General features: G+C 66.3%; 19 protein-coding genes. 12 read left to right on the top strand and 7 right to left on the bottom strand.

Annotation, left to right across the window (positions count from 1 at the left end):
• The first annotated feature begins 98 nt into the window (after positions 1-98).
• Together J2X98_RS13975 and J2X98_RS13970 are read left to right on the top strand one after the other, a co-directional pair.
• A complete protein-coding gene (locus tag J2X98_RS13975) occupies positions 99-842 on the top strand; it encodes an IclR family transcriptional regulator (RefSeq protein WP_307309196.1) in 744 nt (247 codons plus the stop codon).
• Positions 843-955: 113 nt separating this feature from the next.
• On the top strand, positions 956-2,146 hold the full coding sequence (locus J2X98_RS13970; protein ID WP_307309194.1) for a 4-hydroxybenzoate 3-monooxygenase: 1,191 nt from the start codon (positions 956-958) through the stop codon (positions 2,144-2,146).
• Between the two features lie 27 nt (positions 2,147-2,173).
• On the opposite strand, the gene J2X98_RS13965 is transcribed toward J2X98_RS13970, so the two are convergent.
• On the bottom strand, positions 2,174-2,713 hold the full coding sequence (locus J2X98_RS13965; RefSeq protein ID WP_141945000.1) for a TetR/AcrR family transcriptional regulator: 540 nt from the start codon (positions 2,711-2,713) through the stop codon (positions 2,174-2,176).
• A 49-nt stretch (positions 2,714-2,762) separates the two neighbouring features.
• Here J2X98_RS13965 and J2X98_RS13960 point away from each other — a divergent pair, with 49 nt between their 5' ends.
• Positions 2,763-3,824 carry an FAD-dependent monooxygenase gene (locus tag J2X98_RS13960; protein WP_307309190.1) on the top strand — a complete coding sequence of 354 codons (1,062 nt, stop codon included), beginning with the start codon at positions 2,763-2,765 and terminating at the stop codon, positions 3,822-3,824.
• A gap of 51 nt (positions 3,825-3,875) precedes the next feature.
• Here J2X98_RS13960 and J2X98_RS13955 read toward each other — a convergent pair whose 3' ends face one another.
• Together J2X98_RS13955 and J2X98_RS13950 are read right to left on the bottom strand one after the other, a co-directional pair.
• Positions 3,876-4,310, bottom strand: a complete 435-nt coding sequence (locus tag J2X98_RS13955) for an acyl-CoA thioesterase (RefSeq protein ID WP_141945006.1) — start codon at positions 4,308-4,310, stop codon at positions 3,876-3,878.
• 67 nt (positions 4,311-4,377) lie between these two features.
• Positions 4,378-4,881: a GNAT family N-acetyltransferase gene (locus J2X98_RS13950; RefSeq protein WP_307309185.1), complete on the bottom strand. Its 504-nt coding sequence runs from the start codon at positions 4,879-4,881 to the stop codon at positions 4,378-4,380.
• A 159-nt stretch (positions 4,882-5,040) separates the two neighbouring features.
• On the opposite strand from J2X98_RS13950, the gene J2X98_RS13945 reads away from it, so the two are divergent.
• From J2X98_RS13945 to J2X98_RS13935, 3 genes are all read left to right on the top strand, one after another.
• Positions 5,041-5,556, top strand: coding sequence for a MarR family winged helix-turn-helix transcriptional regulator (locus tag J2X98_RS13945; RefSeq protein ID WP_307309182.1), 516 nt, complete (start codon positions 5,041-5,043; stop codon positions 5,554-5,556).
• Between the two features lie 76 nt (positions 5,557-5,632).
• Complete coding sequence (locus tag J2X98_RS13940) at positions 5,633-5,938, top strand: hypothetical protein (protein ID WP_141946674.1); 306 nt, start codon at positions 5,633-5,635, stop codon at positions 5,936-5,938.
• The gene (locus J2X98_RS13935) at positions 5,935-6,924 is read left to right on the top strand and encodes a serine/threonine-protein kinase (RefSeq protein WP_307309180.1); all 990 of its coding nucleotides are present in this window, start codon (positions 5,935-5,937) and stop codon (positions 6,922-6,924) included. The genes J2X98_RS13940 and J2X98_RS13935 overlap by 4 nt, the downstream gene beginning before the upstream one ends.
• On the opposite strand, the gene J2X98_RS13930 is transcribed toward J2X98_RS13935, so the two are convergent.
• Together J2X98_RS13930 and purB are read right to left on the bottom strand one after the other, a co-directional pair.
• The gene (locus J2X98_RS13930; RefSeq protein WP_141945015.1) at positions 6,921-7,598 is read right to left on the bottom strand and encodes a histidine phosphatase family protein; all 678 of its coding nucleotides are present in this window, start codon (positions 7,596-7,598) and stop codon (positions 6,921-6,923) included. The genes J2X98_RS13935 and J2X98_RS13930 overlap by 4 nt on opposite strands.
• A gap of 137 nt (positions 7,599-7,735) precedes the next feature.
• Positions 7,736-9,178 carry an adenylosuccinate lyase gene (purB, locus tag J2X98_RS13925; RefSeq protein ID WP_307309176.1) on the bottom strand — a complete coding sequence of 481 codons (1,443 nt, stop codon included), beginning with the start codon at positions 9,176-9,178 and terminating at the stop codon, positions 7,736-7,738.
• A 181-nt stretch (positions 9,179-9,359) separates the two neighbouring features.
• On the opposite strand from purB, the gene J2X98_RS13920 reads away from it, so the two are divergent.
• Together J2X98_RS13920 and J2X98_RS13915 are read left to right on the top strand one after the other, a co-directional pair.
• Entirely contained in the window at positions 9,360-9,650 is a 291-nt protein-coding gene (locus J2X98_RS13920) for a hypothetical protein (RefSeq protein ID WP_307309173.1), read from the top strand.
• The gene (locus tag J2X98_RS13915; protein ID WP_307309170.1) at positions 9,647-11,023 is read left to right on the top strand and encodes a hypothetical protein; all 1,377 of its coding nucleotides are present in this window, start codon (positions 9,647-9,649) and stop codon (positions 11,021-11,023) included. The genes J2X98_RS13920 and J2X98_RS13915 overlap by 4 nt, the downstream gene beginning before the upstream one ends.
• Positions 11,024-11,083: 60 nt before the next feature.
• Here the strand turns inward: J2X98_RS13915 and J2X98_RS13910 are convergent, their stop codons facing one another.
• Entirely contained in the window at positions 11,084-11,995 is a 912-nt protein-coding gene (locus J2X98_RS13910) for a hypothetical protein (protein ID WP_307309167.1), read from the bottom strand.
• Between the two features lie 193 nt (positions 11,996-12,188).
• Positions 12,189-12,614, bottom strand: coding sequence for a phage holin family protein (locus J2X98_RS13905; RefSeq protein ID WP_307309164.1), 426 nt, complete (start codon positions 12,612-12,614; stop codon positions 12,189-12,191).
• 103 nt (positions 12,615-12,717) lie between these two features.
• On the opposite strand from J2X98_RS13905, the gene J2X98_RS13900 reads away from it, so the two are divergent.
• The 4 genes from J2X98_RS13900 to J2X98_RS13885 all read left to right on the top strand — a co-directional run bounded on the left by J2X98_RS13900 (position 12,718) and on the right by J2X98_RS13885 (position 17,691).
• Positions 12,718-13,836, top strand: coding sequence for a histidinol-phosphate transaminase (locus tag J2X98_RS13900; RefSeq protein ID WP_141945025.1), 1,119 nt, complete (start codon positions 12,718-12,720; stop codon positions 13,834-13,836).
• Positions 13,837-13,986: 150 nt separating this feature from the next.
• Complete coding sequence (gene pdhA, locus J2X98_RS13895; protein ID WP_307309161.1) at positions 13,987-15,219, top strand: pyruvate dehydrogenase (acetyl-transferring) E1 component subunit alpha; 1,233 nt, start codon at positions 13,987-13,989, stop codon at positions 15,217-15,219.
• The gene (locus J2X98_RS13890) at positions 15,219-16,199 is read left to right on the top strand and encodes an alpha-ketoacid dehydrogenase subunit beta (RefSeq protein WP_141945029.1); all 981 of its coding nucleotides are present in this window, start codon (positions 15,219-15,221) and stop codon (positions 16,197-16,199) included. The genes pdhA and J2X98_RS13890 overlap by 1 nt, the downstream gene beginning before the upstream one ends.
• A gap of 7 nt (positions 16,200-16,206) precedes the next feature.
• On the top strand, positions 16,207-17,691 hold the full coding sequence (locus tag J2X98_RS13885; protein ID WP_307309154.1) for a dihydrolipoamide acetyltransferase family protein: 1,485 nt from the start codon (positions 16,207-16,209) through the stop codon (positions 17,689-17,691).
• Position 17,692: the final 1 nt, after the last annotated feature.

Raw genomic sequence — 17,692 nt, 5'->3', positions numbered from 1 at the left:
TTCCCTTTCGCCGCACCTGTCCGGGGGCGCCTCGGCACCCTGCCGCGTCCTGTCCGGGGTACGCTGGATTCCCCATTGAATGGAAGCGGGTGTCAGCGGTGGCCAACTCACAATCCGGTGATTCGGTGGTGGACCGGATTGTCCGGTTGATCTCCGCCTTCCCGCCGGATGTCACCGCCCTGCAGCTCAGCGAACTTGCCCAGCGGGCGGGCCTGCCGCTGACCACCACGCACCGGCTGGTGGGCCAACTCGCCGCCCACCGGTTGCTCGAGACCGCGCCGGGCGGCACGGTCCGCCCCGGCGTCCGGTTGTGGGAGTTGGTGAACAGGGCGTCCCCCACGCTCGCCCTTCGACAGGCCGCCATGCCGTTCATGGAGGACATCCAGCAGGTCCTGAACCAGAATGTGAACCTGGCGGTCCTGGATGGCTGGGAGGCGTTGTTCGTCGAGCGGCTGTCCCGGCGGGGTTCGGTGGCCAACCGGGCCCAGGTGGCAGGAAGGATGCCTGTCCACATTTCGTCCGCTGGCCTGGCGCTGATGGCGCACCAGGACAAGGCGGTGCAGGAGGAATACCTCGGCCAGTTGCCCGACCCTGACGGGATGGCCGGGCCGGACGCCGTCCGGGCGCTGCTCGCCGAAACCTGCCGGGAGGGATACGCGCAGCTCAAGGCCGCGGTGGACCCGGACACCTGGGGCATAGCCGTCCCGGTCCTCAACCGCAGGCATCTCGCGGTGGCTTCGCTCGGCGTCGTGGTTCCCCTCCGCGAGATGCGCCTCCAGGCGCTGGTACCGGCGCTGCAGACGGCCGCCCGGGGGATCGCCCGGCAGCTTGCTGATTCCTGACACCATTCAACGGAATTGCAGTAACGGAGGTCACTCTCTTTCGCGCACGCTGATGGGCAGAGGAAACAACCGGTACGCCAACGGCGGCCCCGCAATGAAGCGAGAAACAGACCATGGCACGAAAAGTCGTCACCACGCAGGTAGCCATCATGGGCGGCGGTCCCGCGGGCCTTATGCTCTCCCACCTGCTGTCCACGGCGGGGATCGAGTCAACGGTGATCGAGATCCGCAGCCACGAGGAAATCGCCCACACGGTGCGTGCCGGCATCCTGGAGCACGGGACCGTCAACCTGCTGGTGGACAGCGGCGTCTCGGACCGGGTGCTGCGCGACGGCGACCGGCATGACGGCATCGAACTGCGCTTTAACGGCGAAAGCCACCGCATCGACTTCAAAGGCCTGGTGGGGGAGTCCGTGTGGCTGTACCCGCAGACGGACGTCTTCCTGGACCTGGCCGCGCGCCGGAAGGATGACGGCGGCGATGTCCGCTACAGCGTCACAAACACGTCCGTCCATGACCTGGAGGCAAAGCCGAAGGTCTGGTTCACCGATGCCGACGGCCTCGACTTCGAGATCCAGGCCGACTTCCTGGTGGGCGCGGACGGCTCACGCAGCCACTGCCGGGTCCAGATCCCCGAGGGCCGCCGCAAGTGGTACTTCCACGAATATCCCTTCGCCTGGTTCGGCATCCTGGCCCAGGCGCCGCGCAGCTCCGACGAACTCATCTACGCCAACTCGGCCAACGGCTTCGCCCTGATCAGCCAGCGCACCGAAACCGTGCAGCGGATGTATTTCCAGTGCGACCCCGGGGAAAACGCGGCGGACTGGGATGACGACAGGATCTGGGCCGAATTCCGCAGCCGCGTCAACGGCAACGGCTTCGAGCTCAAGGAAGGCCCGGTCCTGGAGAAGATGGTGCTGCCGTTCCGCAGTTTCGTCCACACCCCCATGCGCCACGGCAACCTGTTCCTGGCGGGCGACGCCGCCCACACGGTGCCGCCCACCGGCGCCAAGGGCCTTAATCTCGCCATTAACGACGTCAGGGTCCTGTTCGAGGGGCTGGACAGCCACTACAACTCCGGCTCCGACGCAATCCTCGAGGGCTACAGCGACCGTGCCCTGGACCGGGTGTGGAAGGCGCAGCAGTTCTCGTACTGGATGACCACCATGCTTCACACTCCCGCGGACGCCGACGACTTTTCCCGTGCCCGGCAGCAGCTCGGCGAACTGAACTCGGTGGTCTCCTCCCGGCACGGCATGGCCTACCTCGCCGAGGCTTACACGGGCTGGCCCGGAGCTTCCTGACAGGAGTACGACGGCGGCCCGGGGGCGTCAGTGCATCAGCAGGCGCCGGATGGTGGCGGCGATGGCTTTGGGGTTGGGATCGTCTTCGCGGCGCACCGTGAGCAGGTGCAGCAGGGCGCCGTCCGCGTAATCCGCCACGTCCCGTGCCCGGGCCGCGGGGGCAGGCACTCCAAGTGTTGCCAGCATCTGTTCGAGTCCGCCGAGCAGGAGGTGGTGCCCGGCTGTCACGGCTTCGGGACGGTCCAGCGAAAGGGCCAGCCGGGCCCGGGTAAGGCCTGAATGCTGCCGGGAAAGCGCCAGTACCATCCCCGCCAGCTGTCCTGCCAGCTGGTCAACGTCCCGTGGGGTTCCTGCCGGACCCACGTCCTGCAGAAGTTCGGCGTCCAGCTGGAGCAGGCGGTCCAGGACCGCTTCCACCAACGCTGCCCGGCTGCGGTAGTAGTTGGACGTGGTGCCTTCGGCCAGGCCAGCGGCCGCGTCCACTGCCCGGTGGGTGAGGCCCTTCATTCCCTTGTCCGCCACGACGCTGAGTGCTGCGTCAAGCAGTTGGGTGCGTCGGTCGGGCATGGATTCAGTGTAATGGGACCCCTTCCAATAAACTACAAAAGTAGTAAAATTGGGGCATGGAAACGATCTCGATCGTGGTGGTGGAATCGCAGGGCTGGCCCTCGCGGCGTGCCTGGAACCGGACCGTTTCCAGGTCACTGTCTACGAGAAACGGCCGGAGCTGCCCACCGTTGGCACCGTCCTCGCTATGTGGCCCAATGCCCAGCGGGCCCTCGCCCGGATCGGCATCCTGGGCCAGGCCCGTGGGGTCAGTCCCATCCTGGGCAGCGGATCCATCCGCAATGCGGCTGGTGAGCCCTGGGCCACGGTCAGCGGCGGCGAGCTGTTTGGGATGTCCAGGGTTGACCTGCTGACGCTCCTCGACCGGGCCGTCCCGGGAAGCGTCCGCCGCGTCACCAGCCACCTGCGGTCATTGCCTCCCGCTGACGGCCTCGTGGTGGGTGCCGACGGTGTTCACAGCCTGGTCCGCCACCAGGTCTGGGGCGCCGCGACGGACGCGAGGGCAACGTCTTGCCTTGCCGTTCGGGGCACCATCCCGGCGCCGGTGAATCCCGATGAGGTGGGCGAATACTGGGGGCGCGGGGACCTGTTCGGCATCGCAGCGTCCCCAGGCGGAACCAATTGGTATGCCAGCTGGCGCTCCGGGCTTGGCCCCAACGGCATAGACGTTGAGGAGGCTCTTGGGCAGGCCCGGGACCGCTTTGCCGGCCACGCTCCCGCCATCAGTGCGGTGCTTGCCGCCGCGGTCCCGGAACTTTCCCTCGCCCAGCGGATCTGGACCACGCCCCCGCTGCGATCCTACGTCCGCGGCACCGCCGTACTGGCAGGCGACGCGGCCCATGCCATGATGCCCAACCTGGGCCGCGGCGCGTGTGAATCATTGGTGGATGCCGTCACCCTGGCGGACCTCTTGAACAGCCTGCCGCGGGGGAAGGCACTTGCCGCCTACAACAGGCAGCGGTGGCTGCGGACCCGGGCGCTTAGCCGCGCCTCGGCGGTGATGATGCGGGTAGCCCTGGCGGAAGGTGGCCAGCCCGTCCGTGACGCCCTGCTCAACCTGGCCCGACGGCGGAAGGAACCTCCCGCCGTCGGCAGCGGTTCTTCCCACTGACCCCAAATGGCAAGCAAGGCGGAGGTTGGGTCCCCCGTCGGCTGGTCACGTTCAGTCCTGGTGAGCCGTTGCGCTGAGGTGGTGGGTGGGGATGCGGTCCCTGTCGTACGTGATTTCCGTGTAGCCGTGCGGCTCTGGCTTGCCGTCCTGGTTCAGGTTCACGAACACGATTTCCTCGATGGTGAGGATGCTCTGCCTGGTGATCATGTTGCGGACTTCGGCCCTCATGGTCAGCGAGGTGCGGCCGAACCGGGTGGCTGTCAGGCCCATCTCGATGAGGTCGCCCTGGACAGCCGAGCTGACGAAGTTGATCTCCGAGATGTACTTGGTCACTGCGCGCCCATTGCCGAGTTGGAGGATGGCATAGATGGCGGCTTCTTCGTCAATCCACTTCAGCAGGCTGCCGCCGAAGAGCGTCCCGTTGGCATTGAGGTCCTCGGGCCGCACCCATTTGCGGGTCCGGAATGTGATGTCTGCTGTTTCCATAGGGTGAGGTTAGCTGAACGGTCCGGCCCCCGGGCCAGTATGACGGCTACGCCGAACAGGGCGGCTGTCAGGCCATGGCGGTCTGGGCCGCGCTGTGGGCGTTGATGCTTTTGGCGTAGCAGTATGAGTGCTCCACGCCGGCGTACGGGCCGAAGTTGGGGATTGGTTCGAACCCGGAATTTTGGTAGAAGTTGCGCCCGTCCGGCTGCGCCGACCCCGCTTCGGCCTTGATGCGGGTGATGCCCTGCCGGAATGCCTCTGCTTCGAGGGCTGCCAGGATGGAGCTCGCGACCCCGGAGCCCCGCGTGTAGGGCAGGACGTAGAGGCGTTTGATTTCCGCGGTGGATCCATCCAGGAGGCGAAGTCCGCCGCACCCGACGGGCTGGCCGGAGCCTTTGTCGTACGCCACGAGGAATACGGCACAGTCAGCGCCCGACGGCGGCGGCCCCGGTTCGTGGTCGGCCCGGCCAAAGCGCGCGTCCAGTTCTGCCTGCTGGGCCCGGCGCAGGTCGGCGCCGACGGGATTGGACCAGGAAACCTGGCGGATGTTAAGCCTGGGATTGGTCTGCATGACTGCCTCGATTCGCCGGAGGGGTATGCCTCACAAGGCTACGGGGGCACGGTTACGCCGGTGTTTCCCGTCCGTTAGGGCCCGGATAACGTTTCGCGGCCGGTAGGCCATGGAGAGGTCGCTTGGCAGGCTAGTTATCAGCTGGTCTAGAATGATGCCATGGTTTCTACGGGCAACGAGGGATCCGGCTACTGGTACGGACCCGACGGGCAGCTGGACTACAGTGCGGCGGTGTTGAAGTCACTGCGGGACTACAGGGCGGCTGAGACTGAGATCCGCCGCAGCACCAGGGACTCCATGGGGATGGGGGAGACGGACATCCTCGCCCTGCGGTACCTGCTGAGGGTGCAGGCTTCGGGCAAGCAGGTTGTTCCCAAGGACCTGAGTAAGTTCCTCAATATTACTAGCGCCTCCACCACCTCGCTCATCGACCGCCTGGTGGCCAGTGGCCACGTCCGCCGCGAAGCGCATCCCTCGGACCGCCGCTCGGTGGTCGTCGTTCCCACGGTTGAATCGGACAAAGAGGTGCGCGAGACCCTCGGCGCAATGCACCGCCGCATGATGGCCGTTGCGGAGAGCCTGTCCGCGGAGGAAGCGCGCATCGTGGTCGATTTTCTCCAGCGGATGACGGAGTCACTCCAGGTGCACGAAAGCGAAGAATTAAAAGTTCACTAGCCTGACTAGCTAGTTAGCCTAGTTATATGTAAGCTTACGATTGTTCCTGCTGTTGCTTCCCAACGGAGTCGTGAGTGTGTTGGTTACTTTCCTCGAAGTTTCGCCGCCTGATCCCCGCTTGGGTGCCCCAGTTCCGGGCCTGACCCCTTCCTCCCTGGACGGCACCACAGCGCCGCAGGGAGAACCGGCGGTCCACTGCGGCACACGCATGCAGCTCGTCACGCCGGCAATTGGTTGGGAGGGCGCCAGCTACACGTTTGCGTCCATGGGGGCCGATGGCACCACGCTTCCCCCGGTATGGCGCTGCAGCTGCGGCTTCCAGCTCGATGCAGGGATCGCCGGATCACGCCAGGATCACGCGTCCATGGCGCTGACGGCATGAGTGTCAGCGAAGCGAGCCGACCGGCCCCGCAACTGGCCCTGGAAGCCGACGGGCGCCCTCGCATTTCCGGGCGCTACCAGCTCAGGGAACGACTGGGCCGCGGCTCTGCCGCCGAGGTCTTCCGTGCGGTGGACCTGGAGGGCGGGCCCGACGTCGCCGTCAAAATTGCGGCGGCCAACGGCCCCAAGCAGCACCAACGGCTCCGCAACGAAGCCGGCGTCCTGGGCGGCCTTAGAAACCCCTCCATTGTGCGGCTCATTGCGCACGGGGTCATGCCGGGCGGCGGCCCGCAGTCGGGACGGCCCTTCCTGGTGCAGGAACTCGCATTGGGGACCAGCCTGGCCGAGGTCGGCCGGGGGCAACGCCCCCAGCCCGGCGAGGTAGCACGCTGGGCCCGCGGCCTCTTCGACGCGCTTGCGCACCTCCACGCCAGAGGGCTGGTGCACCGCGACATCAAACCTGCCAACCTGATGCTTAGCGGGCTGCGAAGAAGCCCTGTAAGGATCATTGACTTTGGGATAGCTGCTGCAGCCGGCGCGGCTCCGGAACCCGGCATCTCTTCAGGAACCGTGCACTACATGAGCCCGGAGCAAGCAGCTGGCGGAGCAACAGACCCTTCCTGGGACGTGTACTCCATGGGGCTCGTGCTGCTGGAGCTTCTCACAGGCGCCAAGGCGTTCCCAGGGACTGCCATCGAGTCCCTCGTGGCCCGTACGCTGCGGTCGCCGGAAATCCCGGACACCCTCGGCGACTGGAGCGTCCTCCTGCGTCACCTCACCGCCATGAATCCCCATGAGCGCCCGACGGCGGCTGCCGCCGCCGCGATGGCCGGCCGCCTCATCCCGGCGGCGCAGTTTACGAATTCAGGTATCAGACCCCGCCAAAGCATCGAGCGCGGCGAAGGTACCGTGCGCAACCGAGGCGCCGTCCGCCCGTGTTCAGCAATGCTGGTATTCCCGGCCCGGCGCCACCGGCAGCGGGCCTAGGGCGCCGCCACATCCCGTCCTGTCGGATCCTCCGCCGTCGGGTCTGCGAGGGCGAGGCCGCCCACCGGGCTTCCATCCCAGTGGATCAGGTTCCACCCGGCGTCCAGGCTGCCTTCGACTGCCACGATTCCGGTGTTCGCCAGGATGTGCCGTGCCGCGAAATCGTGGCCTGCACCCCGGGCCCGCAGGCCGGCCCAGGTGCGGATGGCGGCGCCGTGGCTGACCACGGCAGCCGTTCCGTGCCGTTCCCGTACTGCCCGCTCCACCACGTTCGCGATCGCAGCGTCGAAGCGTTCGAAGAAGGCATGGCCGTCGGGTCCCGCCGGCATGCGCTGGTCCAGGTTCCCTGCGGCCCAGGAGATGACCGTCCCCATGTAGCGCTTGTGGGATTCGTGGTCCGTGAGTTTCTCCAGGGAGCCGGCCTCGATTTCATGCAGGCCGTCCAGGACTTCGATATCCAGGGAATGCAGGCGGGCCAGCGGGGCGGCGGTGATCTGCGTCCGGATCAGCGTGGAGGCGTAGAGTGCCGCGATGCGCTCGTTGGCCAGCGCCCGTGCCATGGCCTCGGCCTGGCGTTCACCCAGTTCGGTCAACCCTGGACCGGGGTGGTCGGTGTCCAGTTGGCCCAGGACGTTGCCGGGAGTTTCGCCGTGTCGGATCAGGAGCAGCCTCATGATTCCAGTTTCCCACCCGATCGGACACCGGCTCACACGCACCAGCGGCAGGCCGTAACCCAAGCCGGGATATGGCGGCGGCGCCGGACCCTCCCGGGCCCCGCGCCGCCGTCGTACGTTTTGACCTGCCCGTAGCCTTACTTCAGGTGGTCCACCAGCTGGTCGGCGATGCCGGTGTATTTGCCGGGCGTGAGGGCCAGGAGCCGGGCTTCGGCTTCCGCGGAAAGGCCCAGGCCCTGCACGAATTCCTGCATGCGCCCCGCGTCCACCCGCTGGCCGCGGGTGAGGTCCTTGAGGCGCTCGTAGGGGTTCTCCATGCCTTCGACGCCGGCGATCGCCTCGGCACGCATCACCATCTGGATCGCCTCGCCGAGTACCTCCCAGTTGGTGTCCAGATCTGCGGCCAGCACGTCCTCGGCAACGTCCAGGCGCTCCAGGCCCTTGGCAACGTTCGAGATGGCCAGCAGGGAGTGGCCGAAGGCCACGCCGATGTTGCGCTGGCTGGAGGAATCGGTGAGGTCGCGCTGCCAGCGGGAGGTCACCAGGGTGGAGCCCAGGACGTCCAGCAGGCCGGAGGAGATCTCCAGGTTGGCCTCGGCGTTTTCGAAGCGGATCGGGTTGACCTTGTGCGGCATGGTGGACGAACCCGTGGCGCCGGCAACCGGGATCTGCGCGAAGTAGCCGATGGAGATGTAGCTCCAGATGTCCGTGCAGACGTTGTGCAGGATGCGGTTGAAGCGCGCGACGTCGGCGTACAGCTCGGCCTGCCAGTCGTGGCTTTCGATCTGGGTGGTCAAAGGGTTCCAGGTGAGCCCCAGGCTCTCGACGAACGACTTGGATACCTGCTGCCAGTCGGCACCCGGAACGGAGGCCACGTGGGCGGCGTAGGTGCCGGTGGCGCCGTTGATCTTGCCCAGGTATTCGGTCTTGGCGATCCGGTCGAGCTGGCGGGTCAGGCGGTGCGCGATGACGGCCAGCTCCTTGCCCAGCGTGGTGGGAGTGGCAGGCTGGCCGTGCGTGCGGGACAGCATGGGAACGGCGCGGTTTTCCTCGGCCATGGTGCTGATCTGCGCCACGAGCTTGCGGGCGGCGGGCAGCCACACGTCCTCCACGGCACCTTTGATGCCGAGGGCGTAGGACAGGTTGTTAATGTCTTCGGAGGTGCAGCCGAAGTGGACCATGGCAGTCAGGTTTTCGATGCCGATGGCGGGCAGCCGGCGCCCGATGTAGTACTCCACGGCCTTCACGTCGTGGACGGTGACGGCTTCGATCTCGGCGAGCTCCGTCACTGAGTCCGCATCGAACTCAGTGACGATCGCGCGGAGCTGGTCCTGCTGTTCTGTGCTGAGCGGTCCGGCGCCGGGAAGGACGTTGTTGCTGGTCAGGTGGATGAGCCATTCGACTTCAACGGCCACGCGGTCACGGTTCAGCGCTGCCTCGGACAGGTAGTCCACGAGAGGCGCGACGGCGGCCTGGTAACGGCCGTCGAGCGGTCCAAGCGCGATTTTCTCAGATGACGCGGCGAGGGCCAGGCGTCCTGAGGGCGTGCGGGTATCAGCGGTGGCGGCAGTTTCAGGCATGTACTGATTCTTTCATGAAGTCTGGCGGCGCCTTAAGCGCGGGGTCCACGTTACTTGTCCACATAGCCGACGTCGGCACTTACCGCGCGTGGGGCGCGCCCCTAGCGTTGGAAGCAGCAGGGCCAGGAGGATCACCTGGCCGGAAGGGCCGGGACGGGAAGCTGGCATGGGGAATGGTCTGATGGACGGGACAGGGGGCAGCCCGCAGCAGCTGGCGGCCCAGCTGCAGTCGCTCTCGGGACGTCTTGCGTCCTGCAGCGCCGGGGTGGAAAAGGTGCTTGGCGGGTTCCAGGACATCCAGATGCTCGACTGGCAATCTCCGGCTGGCCGGGCATACCGGGATGCTGTTGCCCATCAGGCAGCCAGCCTGCGCCGTGCGCTCGACCGGCTGGAGGAAGCGGGACGCGCGGTGGCACGGCGGGCCCAGGAAGACGGCGCCCGGCCACTCGCTCCTTCCGGCTGGCCAGGATGAGCGCCGCGCCTCCGCCGGGAGATGGGGGCATCAGGCTCTACGGCCCTTCCCGGGATGGCAGCCTCAGCGTGCGCGGCGGCACATCCGGCATCAGTGTGCAGCTTGAGGAACTTACTGCAGGTGCCGAAAAGCTCGAATGGCTGGCACAGGACCTCCTGCGGGCTGAGGAGGAGGCCGGGCGGATCCTGGACGAGCTGTGCCGGGTGGACCACCAGGCTGCGTGGTCAGATGTGGGCCATGTGGCAAGCGTGCGGGACAGCGGGTGGGCGCTGCGGACTGTCCGCACTGAAATGCAGCGGATCAGCGCCGGGGTCCGCAGTTGCATCCTGGACTATGAGAACGCCGAAGACCGCGCTGCTGCCGGACGGTTCTTCGGCTACCGCAGCCCGCCTGAGCTCCTGCGTTCGGCTCTCGTGATCCTCGCCTCCAAGGCCGCCGACGGGCAAACCGTCGAATGGCTCGTGAACCAGCTCGGCGCGCGGGCTTCGGTGATGAAAGCCAACATTGCACGTAACCCGTGGGTGCGGGATGCCGTGTTTGGCCTCGCCTCGGGTTTCAGGCCGAGGCACATCGGGGTGCAGCGCGAAGACGAAGTGGCAGTGGAACTTGAGGCTTCGCCGTCGGGCCTGCTGGCGCGGATACGACAGATAGAGGCACGCGGCCCCGGCTTCATGGAAGTCCTCGAGGTGCCAAACGGAGCGGAAACCGCTTACGTCGTTATCATCCCCGGCACCGAGCCCGCAGGCATTCAAGCGGGTGGTTCCAACCCGTTCGATGAAGCAGGCATCGCCGAAGGAATGCTTTATGGTTCCTCCGAAGTGAATGCCGCCGTCCTTGAGGCACTCGAGGCCGCCGGTGCCAAGCAGGGGGCCCCAGTGGTAGCGGTGGGTTACAGCCAGGGCGGCATCCATGCCATGAACCTCGCTGCCGATCCGCGTTTCCTCCGTACTTACGATGTCCGGTACGTGCTGACTGCAGGATCACCGGTCGGCGGAATTACACCGGGAACGGGGGTGAGTTCCCTGCATCTGGAGCATGAAGCGGACTGGGTCCCCGGCGCAGACGGAGCTCCGAATCCGGATGCCCGGGACACGGTGACAGTCACCATGACCAACCCGGTGACTACCCCTGATGGGGAAGATGCGGGCCTGGGGCCCGGGCATCGCCTCGGTGGCTACGAGGAGGCGGCCCGCCAGGTAGGTCTCAGCAAAGACCCGTCGCTGGTCCAGTCCACGGCGGCGCTGGGTGCTGTCCTGGGCGCGGGCGGTGCTGTCACTGCCACCCGTTTCTCCCTGTCCAGGACCCCGCCGCCCCCGGCTCCCAAGGATCGCCGTGACCCCTTTTCCGGACGGCCGCAGCCGGGTGCCCGGTAAATGACCAGCCTGCAGAAAATTCCGGCTGCAGCTGACCCAGTCCGCCCCCGGCAGCTGGACTTACGAGATTTGGGCGGCGTGCAGTTCGGCATACAGATTCGAGCGCGTCTTGTCCGGTGCAGGAGCCGGCTGGGCAGCCGGTGATGGAGCCGGTGCCGGGGCGGGGGCAGGGCAGCGGTAGTCATAGTCCAGGTCGTCTGCCGTGAACTGCGTGGTGGTGACGGTTCCACCCGGGGTCAAAGGGGCGGCAGCGCAATACTCCTGCGCTGACTCTGCGGAGTAGGCGCCCGCCAGCCAGTTCTGGAGGTTGTACAGGTTGCTGCGCGGACTGACGTCGCCCACAATTTCATTGAACTGGTATCCAGAGGAGTAGATGCCCACTTCGGCCCCTGCCCCCTGCAGATAAGCGGTCATGCCCTCCAGCTCCGCCGTATTGACTGCCTTGTCCCATTGCCAGCTGTTACCGGTTTCGACGTCCAGCCACCACATCTGCCGCATGGCATTGCCGCCCGCATCCTTCAGGGCGGCCGCGGCGCTGGACGCCATGGCGTAGCCATGGATGAACGCGCAGGCCGGAGAGGCATCCCCGCCGCACATCCCGTAAGGATTCGCGATTTCCACGCTTTGGTAGGTGTTGTTTGCGGGCCACCACAGGGACTCCGCCGGCCCTGGGGCTGCAGTGTTCACGTATACAGCAGCCTGCTTGGCCCCCTGTGGATCCACGCTTTGGTCCGCCCAGGCAAGCTGGGCAGCCAGGCACGGGTTGACTGTGTCCGGCCGCCCTCCATTGACGCCCACCACCGCGAAGGCAGAGGGGGCAGGAAGATCGCCGCCGCATTGGGGCCAGGAGATGTCGTTGCCCAGCACCGCGGCCAGGGGCGCCGTGCTGCCGGCCCCGGCATCTGCGCAGGCCGGGGCCCCTGGCCAGGCAAGAAGCAGGCAGGCAGCGAGCAGGGTCTTTATGGGCTTCATGTGTGGCCCCCAAAATTCCGGAACTGACAGTACGGGCCATTTGCCGGCCCGGCTTGCAGCCTAGAAGGCAGGCCGCTGCAGGGTCATGGGTGGCCGGTACTGGAATTTGGAGAGCTGTAACGGGGACCGGCACCTGTTGGGTACCTGTTTCCGGGCGCACGCGTACTCAGACGGGCAGGCCCTTGGAGGAAGGTCAGCGCCGGCCGCCCGGCAGCAACCCCGCCACCAGTGAAACCAGGGAAATGATGATTGCGGCCAGGACGGCAGTCCAGAAGAACGAATCGATGGTGAGGTGCACCGGGGTGTAACTGCTGATCCAGGCCGTCAGGTACAGCATCGCTGCATTGATGACGATCGCGAAAAGGCCAAGGGTCAGGATGGTGATGGGAAGTGCAAGCAGTCGCACCAGCGGCCGCACGAACGCGTTCACGACGCCGAAGATCAGGCCGATGAAGAGATAAGCCAGGACAACCCCGACGGTCTGGGTGTCCTGTGAAATACCGCTCCGGGCCACCGCGTCGGATGCCGCAGTGCTGGAAATGTCCATGCCCGGCAGGACCCAGCTGGCCAGCCAGAGGGCTGCGGCATTAACGATGACCCGAAGGAGGAACGAACCCATGCCACTATGCTTCCATATGGTCCTGCCGCGTGGCTGGCGCCGGCCACCAAATTCAGCCGGCCAGCCCCCGCTCCCCGCAGGGGCTGGAAGTAGGCTAGGGGCCATGACTTCATCTGAGACCGCGGCGGGCGGAGTTCCGCCGCGCCCGGTGCTGAGCCGCCTGCCCCGCTACGTGGCAGGAAAGCCGCCTGCCGCCGTCAGTGGACTGGCCAGCTACAAGCTGTCCTCGAATGAGAACCCGCTGCCGCCGATTCCGGCCGTCCTCGATGCAATCTCACACCAGACGGACTTCAACCGCTACCCGGACCCGCTGAGCAGCAAGCTCCGTGCGGCGCTGTCGGGGTTCCTCGGCGTTCCCGCCGGTGACATCGTCACGGGGGCCGGAAGCCTGGGCGCCCTGAACCAGATCCTCGCAGCTTTTGCGGGCCAGAATGACGACGGCAAGGCCGACGAAGTCATCTATGCCTGGCGCTCGTTCGAGGCATACCCCATCAGCGTGGGCCTGGCAGGGGCAGAGAGCGTCCGCGTCCCCTTGACCCCGGACGGGCGGCACGACCTGGAAGCCATGGCGGCCGCCGTGAGTGCCCGCACCAAAGTCATCCTCCTCTGCACGCCCAACAACCCCACCGGCCCGGCCCTCACTGCAGCAGAAACGGAGGCCTTCATCCGGTCGGTCCCGGCAGATGTAGTGGTGGTGATCGACGAGGCCTACCAGGAGTTCGTCAGGGCGCAGGACGCCGTGGACGGAATAGACCTGTACCGCAAATACCCCAACGTTGTGGTGCTCCGGACGTTCTCCAAAGCCCACGGCCTGGCCGGGCTGCGCGTCGGTTACAGCGTCTCCCACCCGGAACTCACCCAGTACCTTCGGGTTGCGGCAACCCCTTTCGCCGTGTCCCAGATCGCTGAATCAGCGGCAATTGTTTCCCTTGAGAATTACGCCCAGGTTGTGGAAAGGGTACAAAAACTCGTGGACGAACGGGACCGCGTAACCGCGGGCCTTCGGAAGCTCGGATGGACCATCCCGGATGCCCAGGGGAACTTCGTATGGCTTGCCCTCGGGGCTGAAAGTGCAGCTTTCGCTGAGCTCGCAGGCGCGCGTGCCCTCTCGGTGCGGGCTTTCGCCGGAGAGGGCGTCCGGGTCAGCATCGGTGAACCCGAGGCGAATACCCGCTTCCTTGAGTTGTGTGCCGACTATACAAAGGCGCCCGTAACTTCCTAGCACTTAACAAGTAGCCCTTCCGCTACTTACCGAAGATAAAGTTAGGATCAGTAAGCCAATGTATATGCCGCAAACGGAATGTATTCCGTTTGCGGCATATATCCCAGCGACATTGCATTGCATCCGGATGCGGCAAGCGAGGAGAACGGTATGGGCACTCATCTGCCTTCCACCGAGTTCGACGGAACAGCGGTAGACGACCAGCGGGAAGCCGATGCTGAAGCCGTCATGGGCGAGCCACCGGCCCAGATGGTGCAGTTGCTCGCGCCTGACGGAAAGCTGGGCACTGATCCGGTGTTCAGCGGATATGCGGACAAGCTCACCCCTGAGGACCTGCGCGGCCTCTACGCCGACATGGCTGCCATCCGCCGGTTCGACGTCGAGGCAACCGCCCTGCAGCGGCAGGGCCAGTTGGCCCTGTGGGTGCCGCTTACGGGACAGGAAGCAGCGCAGATCGGCTCCGGCCGGGCCAGCCAGCCGCAGGACTATATCTTCCCCACGTACCGTGAGCACGGCGTGGCACTGACCCGCAACGTGGACCTTGCCGAGCTCCTGCGCCAGTTCCGCGGAGTGTCCAACGGCGGCTGGAACCCCAAGGACACCAACTTCCACCTGTACACGCTGGTCCTGGCGGCACAGACCCTCCACGCCGTTGGCTATGCAATGGGCATCCAGCGGGACCAGAAGCTCTCCGCGGCATCGGACGGCGCAGGCCAGAAGCCAGATGCCGCGGTGATCGCCTACTTTGGCGATGGGGCCAGCTCGGAAGGCGACGTCCACGAGTCAATGGTCTTCGCCTCCTCGTACAAGGCCCCCGTCGTGTTCTTCTGCCAGAACAACCACTGGGCCATCTCGGTTCCCACCAACGTCCAGACCCGGGTTCCCCTCTCCAACCGTGCCAAGGGGTACGGCTTCCCCGGCATCCGGGTGGACGGCAACGACGTCATTGCCGTGCACGCGGTCACGGAGTGGGCGCTGGAGCATGCCCGCCAAGGCAACGGACCGGTCCTGATCGAGGCCTTCACCTACAGGGTGGGCGCGCACACCACCGCCGATGATCCCACCAAGTACCGCCAGTCGGCGGAGGAGGACGCCTGGCGGGCCAAGGATCCGCTGGCCAGGCTTGAGAAGTACCTGCGTGCCGAAGGCCTGGCCGACGACGCCTTCTTTGCCAAGGTCAAGGCCGACGGTGACGAGCTCGCCGCCTATGTCCGGCGGACCGCCCACGATCTGGAAAACCCTGACATCCGGCAGTCCTTCGCCAACGTTTATGCCGAAGCGCACCCCCTGGTGGCCGAGGAACTGGCGTGGTTCGAGGAGTACAGTGCAGGATTCGCCGACGGGGAAGAGACCGCCGGACAGGCAGCAAAGGCAGGCCACTGATGCCCACCATGACCATCGCCAAGGCCATCAACGAAGGCCTCAGGGCCACCCTGGCCGGCAACCCCAAATCGCTGTTGATGGGCGAGGACATCGGCCCGCTGGGCGGCGTTTACCGCGTCACTGACGGGCTGATCGGCGAGTTCGGCCCGGACCGCGTGGTGGACACCCCGCTGGCTGAATCCGGCATCATCGGAACCGCAATCGGCCTGGCCCTGCGCGGATACAGCCCCGTCTGCGAGATCCAGTTCGACGGTTTCGTCTTCCCCGGCTTCAACCAGATCACCACCCAGCTGGCAAAAATGCACGCCCGCAGCCACGGCAACCTCACAGTGCCGGTAGTGATCCGGATTCCCTACGGCGGCGGCATCGGGTCAGTGGAGCACCACTCCGAATCCCCGGAGGCACTGTTCGCCCATACAGCCGGCCTGCGCATCATCACACCGTCCAACCCGCACGACGCCTACTGGATGATCCAGCAGGCCGTCGCCTGCCAGGACCCGGTGATCATTTTCGAACCCAAGCGCCGCTATTGGCTCAAGGGCGAGGTGGACGTCGAGGACCAGGGCCCGGCGGAAGACCCCTTCAAGGCGCACGTGCTGCGGGAAGGCACGGACGCAACCGTCGTTGCCTACGGCCCCCTGGTTCCCGTGGCACTTGCGGCTGCCAACGCCGCAGCGGAGGACGGCCGGAGCGTCGAGGTCATCGACCTGCGGTCCATCTCGCCGATCGACTTCGACACCGTCACCGCCTCAGTGCAGAAGACCGGGCGCCTGATCGTGGCGCATGAGGCGCCCACGTTCGGCGGGATCGGCGGCGAAATCGCAGCCCGCATCAGCGAACGCGCCTTCCACTCGCTTGAATCGCCGGTGATCCGCGTCGGCGGCTTCCACATGCCGTACCCCGTTGCCAAGGTGGAGGAAGACTACCTTCCGGACATCGACCGCATCCTGGAGGCGCTGGACCGCGCCTTCTCCTACTGAGGACACCATGACCCTGAACAAGTTCAACCTGCCCGATGTCGGCGAGGGCCTGACCGAAGCGGAAATCGTCTCCTGGAAGGTCAAGCCGGGTGACGCCGTCGCCATCAATGACGTCCTGTGCGAGATCGAAACCGCCAAGTCCATCGTGGAACTGCCATCCCCGTTTGCCGGGACCGTCACCGAACTGCTGGTGGAGGAAGGAGTGACGGTCGACGTCGGCACCGCCATCATCAGCGTCACCGACCAGGTGGACGGCGACCCCACGCCCGCGGATGTCCCCGCCCCCAAGGCACCGGCCCAGCCGCTGTACGGCAAGCTGCCGGAGGACGTCGCAGGGGAGGAAACGCCCGACGGCGGTGCGGGCGGAAGTGCCCCGGCCGGCGGTCCGCTGGTGGGTTCAGGCCCCAAGGCCGACGCCGTCAAGCGGCGCCCGCGAATTTCGACCGGCTCAAACACCGCCAGTCCGGCGTCCGCCGTGACGGTGAACGCCCCCCAGGTGGAGCCCGTCCAGCCCCGCACCCCCGCCGCGGTGTCCGCGGACGCCGCGGCCGCCGTCGACAACCGCCCCACCTTCGGCGGCACCATCACCGGCCTGGTCAACCGCGTCCTGGCCAAGCCGCCCGTCCGTAAGATTGCCCGGGACCTCGGCATCGACCTTGCGGACGTCGTCGCCACCGGTTCCCATGGCGAGGTAACCCGTGAGGACCTGGTCAGCTACCAGGCGCAGCGCGATGCCGAACTGGACAAGGCGGACGGCTTCTGGGGCAAGGCGGGAAAACCGCAGGGCCAGAGGGTGGAGCGGATTCCAGTCAAGGGCGTCCGCAAGGCCACGGCCAAGGCAATGGTGGAATCGGCCTTCGCTGCACCGCACGTAAGCATCTTCGTGGACGTCGACGCCAGCCGCACGATGGAGTTCGTCAAGCGGCTCAAGGCCTCCCGTGACTTTGAAGGCATCAAGGTTTCCCCGCTCCTCATCCTGGCCAAGGCCGTCATCTGGGCTGCCGCCCGCAACCCCAGCGTGAACGCAGCCTGGGTGGACAACGGAGACGGCAGCGCCGAGATCCAGGTCAAGCACTTCATGAACCTGGGCATTGCCGCAGCCACACCGCGCGGCCTGATGGTGCCGAACATCAAGAACGCCCAGGACCTGTCCCTGAAGGAGCTGGCGCTGGCGCTGAACAACCTGGCCACCACTGCCAGGGCCGGCAAAACGCAGCCGGCGGAGATGCAGGGCGGGACGCTCACCATCACCAACATCGGTGCGCTGGGCATTGACACGGGGACTCCGATCATCAATCCCGGCGAGGTGGCCATCGTTGCCTTCGGAACCATCAAGCAGAAACCCTGGGTCCTGGACGGCGAGGTGATTCCCCGCTGGATCACCACGCTGGGCGGATCCTTCGACCACCGGGTGGTGGATGGTGATCTGTCGGCCCGCTTCATGGCTGACGTCGCGGCCATCCTGGAAGAGCCCGCGCTGCTCCTGGACTAGG

The sequence above is a fragment of the Pseudarthrobacter enclensis genome, from assembly GCF_030811655.1.
GTDB classification, from domain to species: domain Bacteria; phylum Actinomycetota; class Actinomycetes; order Actinomycetales; family Micrococcaceae; genus Arthrobacter; species Arthrobacter enclensis_A.
Note: the sequence above shows the minus strand (reverse complement) of the source record. Positions and strands in the feature narration are given on the sequence as shown.

What these genes read in the sequence shown, in the direction of transcription:
- J2X98_RS13970 (WP_307309194.1), top strand. Translation starts at nt 956, where the DNA reads ATGGCACGAAAAGTCGTCACCACGCAGGTAGCCATCATGGGCGGCGGT.
- J2X98_RS13965 (WP_141945000.1), bottom strand. Translation starts at nt 2,713, where the DNA reads ATGCCCGACCGACGCACCCAACTGCTTGACGCAGCACTCAGCGTCGTG.
- J2X98_RS13955 (WP_141945006.1), bottom strand. Translation starts at nt 4,310, where the DNA reads ATGGAAACAGCAGACATCACATTCCGGACCCGCAAATGGGTGCGGCCC.
- J2X98_RS13950 (WP_307309185.1), bottom strand. Translation starts at nt 4,881, where the DNA reads ATGCAGACCAATCCCAGGCTTAACATCCGCCAGGTTTCCTGGTCCAAT.
- J2X98_RS13945 (WP_307309182.1), top strand. Translation starts at nt 5,041, where the DNA reads ATGGTTTCTACGGGCAACGAGGGATCCGGCTACTGGTACGGACCCGAC.
- J2X98_RS13935 (WP_307309180.1), top strand. Translation starts at nt 5,935, where the DNA reads ATGAGTGTCAGCGAAGCGAGCCGACCGGCCCCGCAACTGGCCCTGGAA.
- J2X98_RS13930 (WP_141945015.1), bottom strand. Translation starts at nt 7,598, where the DNA reads ATGAGGCTGCTCCTGATCCGACACGGCGAAACTCCCGGCAACGTCCTG.
- purB (WP_307309176.1), bottom strand. Translation starts at nt 9,178, where the DNA reads ATGCCTGAAACTGCCGCCACCGCTGATACCCGCACGCCCTCAGGACGC.
- J2X98_RS13920 (WP_307309173.1), top strand. Translation starts at nt 9,360, where the DNA reads ATGGACGGGACAGGGGGCAGCCCGCAGCAGCTGGCGGCCCAGCTGCAG.
- J2X98_RS13915 (WP_307309170.1), top strand. Translation starts at nt 9,647, where the DNA reads ATGAGCGCCGCGCCTCCGCCGGGAGATGGGGGCATCAGGCTCTACGGC.
- J2X98_RS13910 (WP_307309167.1), bottom strand. Translation starts at nt 11,995, where the DNA reads ATGAAGCCCATAAAGACCCTGCTCGCTGCCTGCCTGCTTCTTGCCTGG.
- J2X98_RS13905 (WP_307309164.1), bottom strand. Translation starts at nt 12,614, where the DNA reads ATGGGTTCGTTCCTCCTTCGGGTCATCGTTAATGCCGCAGCCCTCTGG.
- J2X98_RS13900 (WP_141945025.1), top strand. Translation starts at nt 12,718, where the DNA reads ATGACTTCATCTGAGACCGCGGCGGGCGGAGTTCCGCCGCGCCCGGTG.
- pdhA (WP_307309161.1), top strand. Translation starts at nt 13,987, where the DNA reads ATGGGCACTCATCTGCCTTCCACCGAGTTCGACGGAACAGCGGTAGAC.
- J2X98_RS13890 (WP_141945029.1), top strand. Translation starts at nt 15,219, where the DNA reads ATGCCCACCATGACCATCGCCAAGGCCATCAACGAAGGCCTCAGGGCC.
- J2X98_RS13885 (WP_307309154.1), top strand. Translation starts at nt 16,207, where the DNA reads ATGACCCTGAACAAGTTCAACCTGCCCGATGTCGGCGAGGGCCTGACC.